The following is a 13,508-nucleotide window of genomic DNA, read 5'->3' on the forward strand; positions in this document are numbered from 1 at the left end:
AACTTACGGGCCGGCGACCGTTTCCTCACGACGGGAACGCAGGCTCGTCACGGTGACGACGCCCAGCGTCACCACGATGACGGCCAGTGAGACCGGGGTCGGGATCGTCGGCACGGCCGGCCACACGCCGTGCGCCCAGTGCAGCACCAGCTTCACACCGATGAACGCCAGGATGACCGCGAGACCGTGGTTGAGGTGCACGAGCTTGGCGAGCAACGACTGCAGCACGAAGTACAGCGCGCGCAGGCCGAGCAGCGCGAACGCGTTGGTGGTGAACACCAGGTACGGGTCCTCGGTGATGCCGTACACCGCCGGCACCGAGTCGATCGCGAACACGACGTCGGTCGCGAAGATCGCCACCACCACGATCGCGAGCGGGGTGAGCGCCCTGCGGCCGTTCTCGCGGACGATCATCCTCGTGCCGCGGTAGTCGTCGGTGACCGGCATCAGCCTGCGCAGCAGCCGGACCGACCGCATCTTCGAGGTGTCCTTGGCCTCGGGGTGACCGGCGAGCGCCGTCTGCAGGATCTTGACCGCCGAGACGAGCAGCACGAGCCCGAACACGAGGAACGCCCAGGTGCCTGCCGAGAGCATGGCCGCGCCGGCCGCGATGAAGATGCCGCGCAGCACCAACGCGCCGACGATGCCGTAGAGCAGCACGCGTTGCTGGATCTCCGCCGGCACGCTGAACGCGGCGAGCAGCAGCATGAAGACGAACAGGTTGTCCACCGAGAGGGACTTCTCCACCACGAACCCGGTGACGAACTCCAGCGACTGACCGCTGCCGAACTCGAACCACAGCCAGAGCCCGAACACCAGCGGCAGCGCCAGGTAGAAGACGGACCAGCCCGCGGCCTCCTTGACGGACACCTCGTGCGGGCGGCGGGTCACCAGGAAGTCGACCACCAGCAGGACCAGCAACGCCGCGATGCTCACGAACCACAGACCGGGCGACGCCACGGAGTGCACAGGCACAAAGCCTCCTCGAACACGATCGTTCGAGGTCTCCTTCACCCGGTGCGGGTGGCCTCCCGGGGACACCTCGGGGTGTCCGTACTGACCGGGCAGGCGCTTGGGAAGTACTCCCCTCGCGGGTCAGCATAGGTAAAGGGTTGGTAATGCTCAAGTAAGTCACTCATGTGGGTTGCATCTCAAGCCGCTTGAGGGCCGATAGTGGCCTCATGAACGACATCAGGCTGTACGCGATCGGAGAGGTGGCCCGCCGGACGGGGCTGAGCGTCAGCGCGATCCGGTTCTACTCCGACGAGGGGATCGTGGCCCCCGCCCAGGTCACCGCGGCGGGGCACCGGCTCTACGACGTCCACGCGATCGCCCGGCTGGAGTTCGTCAGCACGTTGCGCGACCTGGACGCGGGCCTGGACGACATCCGGCGCCTGCTGGAGGGACGGGTGACGCTGTCCGACCTGGCGACCGCGCACCTGTCCCGGCTGGACGACCAGGCCCGCCGCATCCGGTCGAGGAAGGCCGTGCTGCGGACGATCGCCCGGCAGCACACCGAGGCCGACCAGGTGGTCCTCATGCACAAGCTCGCCGGGATGTCCGACGACGAGCGGGACCGGCTGTTCGACGACTTCTGGAACGAGATCAGCGAGGGCCTCGAGGTCAGCCCGGAGTTCCTCGACCTCATGCGCAACGGCCGTCTGGTCCTGCCGGACGAGCCGTCCACCGAGCAGCTGGAGGCGTGGATCGAGCTGGCGAACCTCCTGCAGGACGCGAACTTCCGCCGTGAGGTGAAGAAGGCGTTGCGGGAGACCTTCTCCGGGCCCGCGGCCGCGATGATGACGTCGGCGGAGATGGTGGGCGCGTTCGAACGGGGAGGCTCGATCTTCGTGCGGGCGCAGGAGGCGCAGCGGGCCGGTGAGCCGGCGGACTCGCCGCTGGGACGCGAGATCGCGGATCTCTACGCGGCCTACCTGGGCGAGCTCAGCGAGACCCCGGACAGTCCTGAGTACCGCGAGAAGCTGTCCGCCGACGTGCTGGACATCGAGCGGATGCACCTGGAGTCGATCGAGGAGGCCGCCACGTCCACCGATCCGTACACCAGGTACCAGTCGCTGGTGGCGATCATCGACGGGACCGCGCAGCAGGCCGCGGAGTTCATGCCGTTCGCCTGGCTGTCCGCGGCACTCAAAGCCTCCGTGTCCCCCACAGGAGCTACACACGAATGTCCACCGCACGGGGACGTTCCGGACGCACGAAATCCCTAACGTTCCGGCCATGCGATTTCTGAAGCAGTTCCTCCTGGTGGCGGTCGTGTCGTTCGTGGGTGCCACCGGCGTGCAGGCGTTGGGATGGAACGCCCCGCTCACGCTCGTCGCCGGTGTCGTCGCGGCGGCGCTGGCGCTGGCCACGTACGCCTGGGTGGTGCGCAAGACCGAACGCCGCGAGCCCGCCGAGGTCTCGCTGAAGATCGCCGCCGGCGCTCTCGGCCGCGGTGTCCTCGTCGGACTCGCCATGTTCGGGGCGGTGATCCTGAACATCACCTTCCTCGGCGCCTACGAGGTGCGCGGCTGGGGCTCGGTGCCCGGCATGATCGCGATCTTCGGTTTCATGGTCGCCGTCGCGGTGACCGAGGAGCTGATGTACCGCGGCATCGTGTTCCGCATCGTCGAGGAACACCTCGGCACCTGGCTCGCCCTGGTCCTGAGTGGACTGGTGTTCGGCTTCGCCCACATCTTCAACCCGAACGCCACGGTGTGGAGCTCGCTCGCCATCGCGATCGAGGCGGGCCTCATGCTCGGCGCCGCGTACGTGGCCACGCGCAACCTGTGGGTGCCGATCGGCGTGCACTTCGCGTGGAACTTCGCGCAGGGCGGCATCTTCAGCACCAGCGTGTCCGGTCAGGACGCGCCGCAGGGGCTGCTGGACGGCGTCACGTCCGGTTCCGCGCTCGTCACCGGCGGGGCGTTCGGGCCGGAGGCGAGCGTGTACTCGGTGCTGGCCGGCCTGGTCGTCACGGCGGCGTTCCTGTGGCTGGCCAAGCGCCGCGGCAACATCATGCCGCGCCGTGGCCGTACCGCGCCGGCCGCTACTCTCGCCGCGTGATCAGCCTTCAGCGGTGGCGCGCCTGGGACGTTCGCGTCCAGGACGCGCCACTGGCGTTGCTGCTCGCGCTGGCATCGCTGGTGCCCGCGTTGCACGACAAGGGAACGCAGCTCGGTGGACTGCCGAACCGGCCTTTCGACGCCCTCGCGATCGCGGTGATCACGCTGGAGTGCCTGCCGCTGGTCGTCCGCCGGAAGTGGCCTCTCGTCTGCCTCGCGGTGGTGTCGGTCGCGTTCGCCGTCGACCAGCTGCGCGGCTACCACACCGTCGCCGGCACGGCCCTGTCGATCGCGTTGATCAGCGCCGGGCTGCACCTGTCGCACCACCGGCGCGGCACCGTGATCGCGCTCTCCGCCGGGTACGCCGGGCTGGCCGTCGCGCTGGACCTGAACGGGGCCACGGAAGGTGTGGCCGGGTTCGTCACGTTCTACCTGGCGGTGGCCGCCCTGTGGGCGATCGGCGCGTGGCTGCGGCTCTCGCGCAGTGCCGAGGAGGAACGCCGCCGGCACGTCGCCGCGGCGACCCGTGTCGCGGAACGGACGTTGATCGCCCGCGAGCTCCACGACGTGGTGACCCACCACGTGACGGCGATGGTGGTGCAGGCGGAGGCCGCGCGGTACCTCACCGCGGCCCCCGACCGGCTGGACCAGACGTTGCAGGCGATCACCGACACCGGCCGGCGGTCGCTGACCGACCTGCGGCACCTGCTCGACCTGCTGAACCCCGACCACAGCACGGAAACGCTCGGCGACCTGCGCACGCTCGTCGAGCAGACCCGGCTGGCGGGGCAGCCCGTGGAGTTCGCGGAGGAAGGCGAGGCGACGCGGGACGCGGGCAGCGCCGAGGCCGTCGCGTACCGGGTCGTGCAGGAGGCGCTGACGAACGCGTTGAAGTACGCGCACGGCAACCCGACGAACGTGCACGTGCATTACGGCGAAAGGGAAATCACCGTGGAGGTGGGTACCGAGGGCGCGAGGTCGTCCACGGCGGTCGGAGGCAGCGGCCGCGGCTTGGCCGGGCTGCGCGAACGCGTGGACGTGCTGGGCGGCGAGTTCTCGGCGGGCCAACGCGACGGCGGTTTCGTGGTCAGGGCGCGCATCCCGGCGGGAAATCCGGCGTGACCGCGCCGGTTCGCGTGCTGGTGTGCGACGACCAGGCGCTCATCCGCACCGGGTTCGCCACGATCATCGACGCCCAGCCGGACCTCGAGGTCGTGGGGGAGTGCGGGGACGGGCGCGCGGCGGTCGACCTGGCCGGCAGGCTGCACCCGGACGTCGTCGTGATGGACGTGCGGATGCCCGTACTCGACGGCATCGGCGCGACCCGGCTGCTGGCGGGCGCCGGCGTCCCCGACCCGGTCAAGGTCCTCGTGGTCACGACGTTCAACCTCGACGAGTACGTCTACGAGGCGCTGCGAGCCGGTGCGAGCGGATTCTTGCTCAAGGACGCGCCACCGGCCCAGCTGCTGCAGGGCATCCGGACCGTGGCGAGCGGTGCCGCCCTGCTCGCGCCGGAGGTGACCCGGCAGCTCGTCGGCAGGTACGCGGCACGCATCCGGCCGGCCGGGGAGGTCCCGCAGACCCAGCTGGCGCCGCGGGAGCTCGAAGTCCTCCGGCTGATCGCCGAGGGCCTGTCCAACAGCGAGATCGCCGCGGCCCTGGTCATCAGCCAGGAGACGGTGAAGACGTACGTGTCGCGCATCCTCACCAAACTCGACCTGCGCGACCGGGTGCAGGCCGTCGTCTACGCCTATCGCCGAGGCTTGGTGACGTAGCGTCTTACCAGGTGATTACAAGACGTGACTTGGTCGTCACGAAGCGATAGGACCGGGGGATGAGAACTCGGAACCTCGCGATCGTGTCGACCGTCCTGGCCGTGGGCGCGCTGCTGACACCGTCGGCGGTGGCGGACCGGCCCGTCTGGTTCACCTCGTGGGCGCAGTCGCAGCAGAACCTCGCCCCCGTCACGCTGCACGACCAGTCGATGCGGATGATCACGCACCTCAGCCAGGGCGGCAGCGCGGTCCGGATCCGGGTGCAGAACACGTTCGGCAGGCAGCCGCTGACGGTCGACCGGACCACTGTCGCGCTGAGCGCGGGAGGCGCGGCCGTGGAGGGCACGCGCGACGTGACGTTCGGAGGCCGCCGCACGGTGACGATCCCCGCGGGCGGTGAGGTGTGGAGCGACCGCACGTCCCTGAACACCAGGCCGGACACCGATCTCGCGGTCAGCATGCACGTCGCGGGCGAGGTCGTGCCCGGCCGGCACGACTCCGCGTTCCGCGACAACTACCTGACCCCACCCGGTTCGGGCGACCACACCACCGGCCTGGGCGCCGCGTACACGCAGACGGTCCAGTCGACCTACCTGGTCAGCGCGGTCGATGTGTTCAACCCGCGGCTGAAGGGGACCGTCGTGCCGTTCGGCAGCTCGGTCGTCGACGGCGTGGGCAGCACTGTGTGCGGTCCCGGCTGCACCGAACTCGGTACCAACAAGCGGTGGGCCGACGTGCTGGCCCGCCGCATCGCCGCCTCGTCCGGACCTCAGCTCGCCGTCGCCAACGCCGGCATCAGCGGCACCACCAGTTCCGTCTGCCCGAACACCCCGGCGCCGTTCGCCGGCCTGGATGCGTTGGCACGGCTGGAAAGGGACGTGCTGGCGCTGCATGGCGTCACCGATGTCATCTACTACTACGGCACGAACGACCTCGCGAACGGGTGCACCGCCACCGACATCGTCACCAGCTACCGCGCGGTGTTCCAGCGGCTGCGCGAGGCCGGGATCGCCGTGCACGTCACGCCGATCACGCCCCGGCCCGGCTACAGCGACCAGAACAACGTGGACCGCCACGCCGTCAACGACTTCGTCAAGCGCGGCGGCGACTGCTCGGACACCTGCGCCTCGGTGCAGGACTTCGACCAGGTGTTGGAGGACCCGATCAAGCCGAACAGCGTCAACGCCCAGTACGACGTCGGTGACGGCGTGCACGTGAACATCAAGGCACAGCGGGCGATCGCCGACTACATCGCGCTGGAGACCATCGGCTAACGGTGGCCGCCGCGTGCGCTGTACGCGGCGATCCCGCCTGCGAACAGCACTCCCGCCGTCCACCGGGTCACCACGTCGTCCGGGGCGCCGAGCGGCCACGTGACGACGCGGCCGAGCGTCGACTCGGCGGGCGGCATGATCGCCGCCACCGCCCACCACAGCACCGGGGCGGTGGCGGCGAGCCGGGCTCCGGCCACCGTCGCCGCGAGACCGGCCAGGCCGACCATGCCCGCGGTGTCGCGGACGACGAAGGCGGCGGCGAACGGTTCGTAGCCGAGTTCCTGCACCACCAGCACCGAGATCGCGGCCACCACGGCGGCGAGCAGGAGGTGCCCGAGGCGCCACAACGGCCACGGCACGGCGGTCGACCTGTCCAGTTCCGGGTCCTGGCCCGCGAGGCCGGCCGTCGTCACCAGCACGGCGGCCAGCGTCGTCAGCGACGCGCTGAGCGGCGTCCACGGTGAGTGCAGTGCCGACCACGCGACCAGCACCACGACGGGCAGGACCACCAGTGCCGCAGGGACTCCACGCGACTGCGCGTACAACACGAGCGGCCTCATCGGCTTGCCTTCAGCACGTCCAGCACACGTTCGGAGTCCTCGCACGCCAGCAACATCTGCCGCGCCCGCACGACCCGGTTGAGCTGCTCCTGCGCGGACTGGCCGCGGAACTGCCGCCATGTCTCGTCGATCTCGGTCCGCAGCCGGGTGTTGTTCCACATGAGGGGTTCGGAGGCCAGCTCGGCCAGTTCCCCGTTGAAGTACCCGGCGGTCACGTAGCGGACGACGCCCCCGCTGGTGTCGAAGGTGTTCGGGCCGGCACAACCGGCGACGCCCGCACCGGCCAGCAGTTCCAGCCGCAGCTGGTCACCGGTCATGCTCAGCGGCCTGGGAAAGCCCTGCGACTGCACGTAGACGATGCGGTGATCGCGTTGGGGCGCGGTCAGGTGAGCCATCGCCGACGTGTCCTCCCGGACCTCGGAAGGCGCGTCGGGCAGCACCGAGAGCTGGGCCAGGACGTCACGGCCGACCGGGGCGACGACGGGCAGACTGGCGGCGTGCACCTGGCTCAGGCACACCTTGCCGTCGCAGACCAGCTTCCCCGCGATCGAGTCCGCCACCAGCACCTCTGAGTACTTGACCGGCATGATCGACAGGGCGAGTACGACCGCCAGACCGGCCGGCACGAGTGAGGCCAGGCGGCCGAGGTGGGTTCGTGCGACGAGGAGGAGGAAGGCCGTCACGCCCAGGCCGGTGAACCACACGAGCTGACCCAGATCCACTGACGTCGACGTCGTGACGAGGTCCGAGTCCGGCGGGTCGAGGACGGGCGTGAGCAGTGCCAGCCGGGAGATCTCGTCGCCGGGCGACTGGACTTCGAGCGCCCGGCCCGCGCTGGTCGCGACCATGAACGTGGCCACCAGTGCCACCGGCACGGTCAGCGGGTGCGGCAGGAGCCTGCCCACCGCGAGTCCCAAGAGGACACTCGACGCGAGGGCGAGCACCACGGTCACCATGAGCGGGACGAACCCGATGGAGACGAACCCTCCGCCGAACGCGACCGTGGCCACCAGTCCCGCGCACAGCAACGCGCCCGCCACCGCGACGACGCCCGCCACCGCCGAGGCGAGCGTGCCGAGCCTGACCCAGCCGGGCCGGGAGGTGGCGGTGAACAGCTCGGTCACCTTCGCGCGGCTGTCCCGCATGCCTTGCAGGACGGCCAATCCGACCACGAGCGCCCACACGTAGGCCAGGGGCAGACGGAGTTCGAGCACCGCCGACGTCGAGTTGGCCGTCCACCTCGCGCCCGCGGACGTGATCAGCAGCAGCATTCCCGTGCCGGACACCAGCACGAGCAGCCCGGCCCAGAGCGCGGTCGAGCGCCGCAGTTCGATGCGCAGTCCGGTCACCAGGCACCCCCTGCGGACTTCGCGCTGATCAGTGCCGAGTAGCCGCGTTCGATCGGGCTGTCACCGACGTGCGACGCCGTGCCGGCGGTGGCGAGATCGGCCGGACTCCCTTGGAAGACGAGGGATCCCTCGTTGACGAGCACCACGTCCGTGCACGCCGCGGCGACGTCCTCGACCAGGTGGGTCGAGATCAGCACGCAGGCCTCCCGGCCCAGTTCGACGACGAGTTCGCGAAACCGCAGCCGTTGCGCTGGGTCCAGGCCGACCGTGGGTTCGTCCAGCAGCAGGAGCTCGGGTTCGTTGACGATCGCCTGCGCGATGCCGACGCGCCGGACCATGCCGCCGGACAACGACTTCATGCGGTCCTCGGCCCGGTCGGACAGTCCGACCCGTTCGAGTGCCTCCCGCACGGCCTTCGGGATGAGCGCCGGTGGCATCTCCTTCAGCCACGCCAGGTACTCGACGAACTCCCGCACCTTGAAGCGCTTGTAGTAGCCGAAGTGCTGCGGCAGGTAGCCGAGCCTGCGCCGGACGGGCTTCAGCCTGCCGCCGGCCGGTGTGCCGAGCAACGACAACGTCCCCGAGGTGGGGGACTGCACCGTCGCCAGCGTGCGGATCAGCGTGGTCTTGCCCGCCCCGTTCGGGCCGAGCAGCCCGTGCACGCCGCGGCCGAGCCCGAGGCTGAGCCCGTTCACCGCGTCGCGGCCTTTGCGCCCGCCCACGCGCACCACCAGGTTGTCGGCTTGGATCGCCTGCATCCGTTCTCCCTCAAGTGTTCGCGCTCTTGACGGGCTAGACGGCGCCGGGACTCGCGAGGTTCTCGGAATGCTGTGACGCCGGTCACCAGGAGCCGGGCCGGTCGGGGATGCCGAGCAGGGCGCTGTAACCGCGTTCGAGCGGACTGTCGCCCGCGTGCCGCTCCGTGCCCCGGGCCGCGAGTTGGTCCGGGGTGCCCTGGAAGACGAGTTTTCCCTGGGAGAGCAGCACTACGTCCGTGCACGCGGCAGCGACGTCCTCCACCAGGTGTGTCGAGACGACCACGCACGCGTCGGTGCCGAGTTCGGTGAGCAGCTCGCGGAACCGGAGGCGCTGGGCGGGGTCGAGGCCTGCGGTCGGTTCGTCGAGCAGGAGGATCTCGGGGTCGTTCACGATCGCCTGCGCGATGCCCACCCGACGGATCATGCCGCCGGACAACGTCTTCATCCTGTCGTCGGCCCGATCGGCCAGCCCGACTCGCTCGATGGCGCGCTGCACGGCAGCCGGGACGTCACGCATCTCCTTGAGCCACGCCACGTACGCCACGAACTCCCGCACGGTGAACCGCCGGTAGTGCCCGAACTCCTGCGGCAGGTATCCGATCTGGCGCCGGAGGTGGCGCAAGTCCTCGCCGCCCAGGAGCGACAGCTCGCCCGAGTGAGGTTTCAGCACGGTCGCGAGCGTGCGGATCAGCGTCGTCTTGCCGGCTCCGTTGGGCCCGAGCAACCCGTGCACGCCACGCCCCATGGTGAGCGTGACGCCGTCGACGGCCATCCGCCGCCCGGCCCTGGCCCGCAGGTCGCGGGTCTCGATCTCCCAGGCGTAAGTGGTGGGCGCGGTCATCGGTTCGCCTCCAGACGCGTGAACGCCATCCTCCGCGCGACGAGCACCACCAGGCTGGCGCCCAGCAGTGCGATCCAGCCGGGCGCCGCGTCCGGACCAAGCGCGACGGCCGTACGGCTGAACGCGATCGTCGGCGCCACGATCGCCACCGCCCACGCCACGAGCAACACGACCGCAGCACGCGTGACCCCGATCAACGTCCCCAACGCGAGCGTGCCCACCGTGAACGCCAGACACGGCAACAACCACCGCGCGAACCCGGTGCCGGTCAGCAGGCTCGCCACCACCAGCCCCGGCACCACCACGGCCAGCACCGCCGCGGTCCGGCGAAAGACCAGGGGCAGTCCCGCACGAGGCGTGGCGGCCGTCAACTCCCACGCGGGGTCCAGCGACCGCCCCCAGGACGCGGCGACACCGAGGACCGGCAGGACAGGCGCGACCAGCAGGACCAGCGACACCCGGTCACCCACCGCGAACCCGGTCCGGTCGAGCGCCACGGCGGCGGCGATGACCAGCAGGATCATCGCGAGCCACGGCCCCGCCGCGGGCGAGACCCACCCGTGCAGCCGCCGCCAGGCCCGCGCACGCGGCATTTGCGGGGTGCGGTCGAGGAGCGGCGAGAGACCGGCCCAGACCGCCTCGGCGATCGGCTCGGGTGCCAGCCGTGCGCGGCACGGGGCGCAGGTCTCGAGGTGCGACTCGACGGCCCACAGCTCGTCGGCCGGGATGTCGTCGTCGCCGCTGGAGTAGCGGCGCAGGAGGTGGTCGCTGGGGTGGTGAGCGGTCATGGTCGCGCCTCCTGCGTCGCGTGGTGCGGGTGCTCGGGCGGGCTGGGTCGGTGGATGGCCGCGCTGCCGTTGCGCGTACGGGGTTGGCGAGTGGTGGTGCCGTTGGCCGGTGTGGCGCGGTGCGTCGTCATGTCAGGGCCTCCCTCATCGCGATCCGGGCCCGTCGGGCACGGGTCTTGACGGTGCCCTCCGGCACCCCGAGCAGCACCGACGTCTCCCGCACCGACAGCCCGTCGAGCACCATCGCCTGCAACACCTGCCGCAACTCGGGCGCCAGGCGGCGCAGCGCGTCCCCCACCTCGTCCCCGACCACCCCGTCGAGCACCTCCTCGTCGGCAGCGGCGGCGGGGACAGGAGCAGCCGCGGCGGGTGGTGTGGCGTGGTGGGCGCGGCGGCGGAACGCGTCGATCAGCCTGCGAGCGGCAATGGTCCACAGCCAGCCCACAGCGGTACCGCCTGCGGCCGCGCCCGCGAACGCGTCCGCGGCCCGCCACACGGCCAGGTAGGTCTCCTGCAGCACCTCGGCGACGATCTGCTCGTCCGAACAACGCCTGCGCAGCCGCACGGTCAGCCACGGCGAGGTGCGGCGGTACAGCTCCTCGAACGCGCGGCGGTCACCTCGTGCGACCCGGCGCACGAGCTGCTCCTCGTCGAGGCCTGCCTCACCCCGGATGGCTCTCACACTCCGCAAGACGTCGAGATCGTGGCTCAGGTTCTCGTCTCGCTGTGGCGTGCGCCACTTCTATCGGCTTGCTCGATAGCTTCAGTGTTGACCAAAACTAATCCACCGAAGGCAGGCCCACCGCCAGCGTCAGCTCCAAAACCCGCTGCGGAGACCCGAGGTCCGGAAAGAGGTCCCGGAGCTGCCCCATCCGGTACCGGACGGTCTGCGGGTGCACGAACAGGGCGGCGGCCACCTCCTCGCGCCGGCCGTGGTGCAGCAACCAGGCGCGCAGCGTCTCCTCGAGGCGCCGGGCCGTGGTGGCCGGCAACGCCAGCAAGGGCGCCAGGGCGCGGGCGCGCAGGTCGGCGTAGGCGTCGGGGTCCGCGCTCAGCACGAGGGAGGCGAGGTGTTCCTCGGTGTCGCGGATGCCGGGGGAGAGGGAGCGCGCGCGTACGGCTCGTTCGTACGAGGCGGAGGCACGCATCCATGGGCGCGCTGGTCCTACGACGGCGCTGCGGTGGTTGAGCTGTCGTAGCAGGTGGGCGCGGTCTGCGTCGGGTACGAACAGCACGCCGGTCGTGTCCGGCAGGTCGTCCAGGACGAGGGTGCCGGGGTCGAGCGAGCGGTAGGCGGGGCGGGTCTGGAACGCGGGGAGCAGGACCACGGTCAGCGTGGTCGGCGGTTGCCAGGCGGCGCGTCCGGCGGAGGTCAGCAGGACCTCGGCGCTCGCGCCGGCCAGCAGGTCCCGGGCCAGTTGTTCGAGGTGGCGTTCGTGGGCGAGGCCTCGTGCGGCCAGTTCGTCGGCGTGGCCCGCGGCGCTGGCGGCGGACAGCTCGTCGATGTAGGCGAAGGTCAGTTCGGCGAACTTCGCCACCTCCGCGGCGGGCAGACCCGCTGGTACGGCGCCTGCGGCCAGGCCTCGCCAGGCCACGCGGGCGCCGACTCGGTACGCGCTGAGCAGCGCGTCCATCGAACGGCCGTCGCGCACCTCGCCTCGGCCGAGTTCGTAGGCCGCGTCGCTGGCGTCGCCGCCCCCGCCTGTGCCGCTTGCCAGGTCCAAGTACAGTCCGAGCGCCGTGCGAACGGCACGGCGGATGGTGCCGCCCATGCGCCCGGAAAGTGCGTTGGCGTAGCTCGGCACCTCGGTGATGATGGCGCGGACCACTTCGTCGGCCGTCGGCCTCAAGACCGCGCGCAACGCGGTCACGGTCTTCTCATCGAGGGCCAGTTCGGTGGCTTTCCTCATTGCGTGAGTCACGATTTGTTCCCTGCGAACAATCCAGCCGGGCAAATTCACGTCCTGCGGACAGGACTTTACGCCCTGGGGCGCATCAAGCTGGAGTCATGACGAGTGTCGCCCTCCGCAGCAGGGCGTGGAAACTGCTTGAGCTGGTCACGACGCCGCTGCTGCCGTCCGACTACCTCGACCTGGTGAGCCCTCTCCGCGCCGGTGCCGACCTGCGCGGCCGCATCGAGGCCGTGCACCGCGAGACAGACGATGCCGCGACGATCGTGATCAAGCCCGGCAAGGGCTGGCGCGGTCACGTCGCCGGTCAGTACATCCGGATCGGCGTCGACGTCGACGGCGTGCGCATGTGGCGCGCGTACTCGGTGACGTCGCCGACGAACCGCGCGGACGGCCGCATCACGATCACCGTGAAGGCCATCCCCGACGGCAAGGTGAGCAACCACCTGGTCCGCAAGACGAAGCCGGGCACGGTCATCCAGCTCGACCAGGCCACCGGCGAGTTCGTCCTGCCCGCCACCAAGCCCGCCAAGGTGCTCTACCTGACGGCCGGCAGCGGCATCACGCCCGCGATGGGCATGCTGCGCGACGCGCGGCTCGCCGACGTCGTGATGGTGCACTCCGCGCCGCGCAAGGAAGACGTGATCTTCCGCAACGACCTGCACGACCTGGTCGCCGACGAGGCGCTCAAGCTGGTCGAGCTGCACACGGACACCGACGGCATGCTCGACGTCGCCGAGCTGGAGAAGCTCGTGCCCGACTGGGCCGAGCGCGAGACCTGGGCCTGCGGGCCGGCCGGCCTGCTCGACGCCGCCGAGGCGCACTGGGCCGAGCACGGCGTCGCCGAAAAGCTCCACACCGAGCGCTTCCGGCCCACGGTCGTCGTCGCCGGCGAGGGTGGCGAGGTCACTTTCGGCAAGACCGGCAAGACCGTCGAGGCCGACGGCGCCACCCCGTTGCTGAACGTCGGCGAGGAAGCGGGCGTGCTGATGCCGTCCGGTTGCCGCATGGGCATCTGCTACGGCTGCGTGACGCCGCTGAAGTCCGGCGCCGTGCGGGACCTGCGCACCGGCGACATCACCGAGGCCGAGGACAGCCCCACCGCCCACGTGCTCATCCAAACCTGCGTGTCCGCCGCCGCGGGCCCCTGCGAACTCGAACGCTAGTGGTGTGACTCAGGACGTCGGC

At 70.7% G+C, this 13,508-nt stretch carries 14 protein-coding genes; 6 read left to right on the forward strand and 8 right to left on the reverse strand.

Features of this window, described 5'->3' with window-relative positions:
• Positions 1-3 precede the first annotated feature (3 nt).
• Positions 4-975 carry a TerC/Alx family metal homeostasis membrane protein gene (locus LX88_RS20085; RefSeq protein ID WP_258949314.1) on the reverse strand — a complete coding sequence of 324 codons (972 nt, stop codon included), beginning with the start codon at positions 973-975 and terminating at the stop codon, positions 4-6.
• Between the two features lie 206 nt (positions 976-1,181).
• Between LX88_RS20085 and LX88_RS20090 the strand changes: the two genes are divergently transcribed.
• Genes LX88_RS20090 through LX88_RS20110 form a run of 5 tightly spaced genes read left to right on the forward strand, consistent with a single transcriptional unit; the run spans position 1,182 to position 6,114 of the window.
• Entirely contained in the window at positions 1,182-2,228 is a 1,047-nt protein-coding gene (locus LX88_RS20090; RefSeq protein ID WP_258949315.1) for a MerR family transcriptional regulator, read from the forward strand.
• 10 nt (positions 2,229-2,238) lie between these two features.
• A complete protein-coding gene (locus LX88_RS20095) occupies positions 2,239-3,066 on the forward strand; it encodes a CPBP family intramembrane glutamic endopeptidase (protein WP_258949316.1) in 828 nt (275 codons plus the stop codon).
• Positions 3,063-4,187 carry a sensor histidine kinase gene (locus tag LX88_RS20100; protein ID WP_258949317.1) on the forward strand — a complete coding sequence of 375 codons (1,125 nt, stop codon included), beginning with the start codon at positions 3,063-3,065 and terminating at the stop codon, positions 4,185-4,187. The genes LX88_RS20095 and LX88_RS20100 overlap by 4 nt, the downstream gene beginning before the upstream one ends.
• On the forward strand, positions 4,184-4,840 hold the full coding sequence (locus LX88_RS20105) for a response regulator (protein ID WP_258949318.1): 657 nt from the start codon (positions 4,184-4,186) through the stop codon (positions 4,838-4,840). Before LX88_RS20100 ends, LX88_RS20105 begins: the two co-directional genes overlap by 4 nt.
• A gap of 59 nt (positions 4,841-4,899) precedes the next feature.
• Positions 4,900-6,114 (forward strand): GDSL-type esterase/lipase family protein, encoded by a 1,215-nt coding sequence (locus LX88_RS20110; protein WP_258949319.1) that lies wholly within the window; start codon positions 4,900-4,902, stop codon positions 6,112-6,114.
• Here the strand turns inward: LX88_RS20110 and LX88_RS20115 are convergent.
• The 7 genes from LX88_RS20115 to LX88_RS20145 form a co-directional block, all read right to left on the reverse strand.
• The gene (locus tag LX88_RS20115) at positions 6,111-6,674 is read right to left on the reverse strand and encodes a hypothetical protein (protein ID WP_258949320.1); all 564 of its coding nucleotides are present in this window, start codon (positions 6,672-6,674) and stop codon (positions 6,111-6,113) included. The genes LX88_RS20110 and LX88_RS20115 overlap by 4 nt on opposite strands.
• On the reverse strand, positions 6,671-8,023 hold the full coding sequence (locus LX88_RS20120) for a hypothetical protein (RefSeq protein ID WP_258949321.1): 1,353 nt from the start codon (positions 8,021-8,023) through the stop codon (positions 6,671-6,673). Before LX88_RS20120 ends, LX88_RS20115 begins: the two co-directional genes overlap by 4 nt.
• The gene (locus LX88_RS20125) at positions 8,020-8,781 is read right to left on the reverse strand and encodes an ABC transporter ATP-binding protein (RefSeq protein WP_258949322.1); all 762 of its coding nucleotides are present in this window, start codon (positions 8,779-8,781) and stop codon (positions 8,020-8,022) included. Before LX88_RS20125 ends, LX88_RS20120 begins: the two co-directional genes overlap by 4 nt.
• An 82-nt stretch (positions 8,782-8,863) precedes the next feature.
• Positions 8,864-9,622, reverse strand: a complete 759-nt coding sequence (locus tag LX88_RS20130; RefSeq protein WP_258949323.1) for an ABC transporter ATP-binding protein — start codon at positions 9,620-9,622, stop codon at positions 8,864-8,866.
• On the reverse strand, positions 9,619-10,410 hold the full coding sequence (locus LX88_RS20135) for a cupin domain-containing protein (protein WP_258949324.1): 792 nt from the start codon (positions 10,408-10,410) through the stop codon (positions 9,619-9,621). Before LX88_RS20135 ends, LX88_RS20130 begins: the two co-directional genes overlap by 4 nt.
• Positions 10,411-10,537: 127 nt before the next feature.
• A complete protein-coding gene (locus LX88_RS20140; protein WP_372511383.1) occupies positions 10,538-11,083 on the reverse strand; it encodes an RNA polymerase sigma factor in 546 nt (181 codons plus the stop codon).
• Positions 11,084-11,189: 106 nt separating this feature from the next.
• Complete coding sequence (locus LX88_RS20145) at positions 11,190-12,332, reverse strand: PucR-like N-terminal domain-containing protein (RefSeq protein ID WP_258949325.1); 1,143 nt, start codon at positions 12,330-12,332, stop codon at positions 11,190-11,192.
• An 86-nt stretch (positions 12,333-12,418) separates the two neighbouring features.
• On the opposite strand from LX88_RS20145, the gene LX88_RS20150 reads away from it, so the two are divergent.
• Positions 12,419-13,486 carry a ferredoxin reductase gene (locus tag LX88_RS20150; protein ID WP_258949326.1) on the forward strand — a complete coding sequence of 356 codons (1,068 nt, stop codon included), beginning with the start codon at positions 12,419-12,421 and terminating at the stop codon, positions 13,484-13,486.
• Positions 13,487-13,508 lie beyond the last annotated feature (22 nt).

The sequence above is a fragment of the Lentzea californiensis genome, from assembly GCF_024648825.1.
Lineage (GTDB): Bacteria > Actinomycetota > Actinomycetes > Mycobacteriales > Pseudonocardiaceae > Lentzea > Lentzea californiensis.

Coding starts and splice junctions, on each gene's coding strand:
- LX88_RS20090 (WP_258949315.1), top strand. CDS start 1,182: ATGAACGACATCAGGCTGTACGCGATCGGAGAGGTGGCCCGCCGGACG.
- LX88_RS20095 (WP_258949316.1), top strand. CDS start 2,239: ATGCGATTTCTGAAGCAGTTCCTCCTGGTGGCGGTCGTGTCGTTCGTG.
- LX88_RS20110 (WP_258949319.1), top strand. CDS start 4,900: ATGAGAACTCGGAACCTCGCGATCGTGTCGACCGTCCTGGCCGTGGGC.
- LX88_RS20115 (WP_258949320.1), bottom strand. CDS start 6,674: ATGAGGCCGCTCGTGTTGTACGCGCAGTCGCGTGGAGTCCCTGCGGCA.
- LX88_RS20125 (WP_258949322.1), bottom strand. CDS start 8,781: ATGCAGGCGATCCAAGCCGACAACCTGGTGGTGCGCGTGGGCGGGCGC.
- LX88_RS20130 (WP_258949323.1), bottom strand. CDS start 9,622: ATGACCGCGCCCACCACTTACGCCTGGGAGATCGAGACCCGCGACCTG.
- LX88_RS20135 (WP_258949324.1), bottom strand. CDS start 10,410: ATGACCGCTCACCACCCCAGCGACCACCTCCTGCGCCGCTACTCCAGC.
- LX88_RS20150 (WP_258949326.1), top strand. CDS start 12,419: ATGACGAGTGTCGCCCTCCGCAGCAGGGCGTGGAAACTGCTTGAGCTG.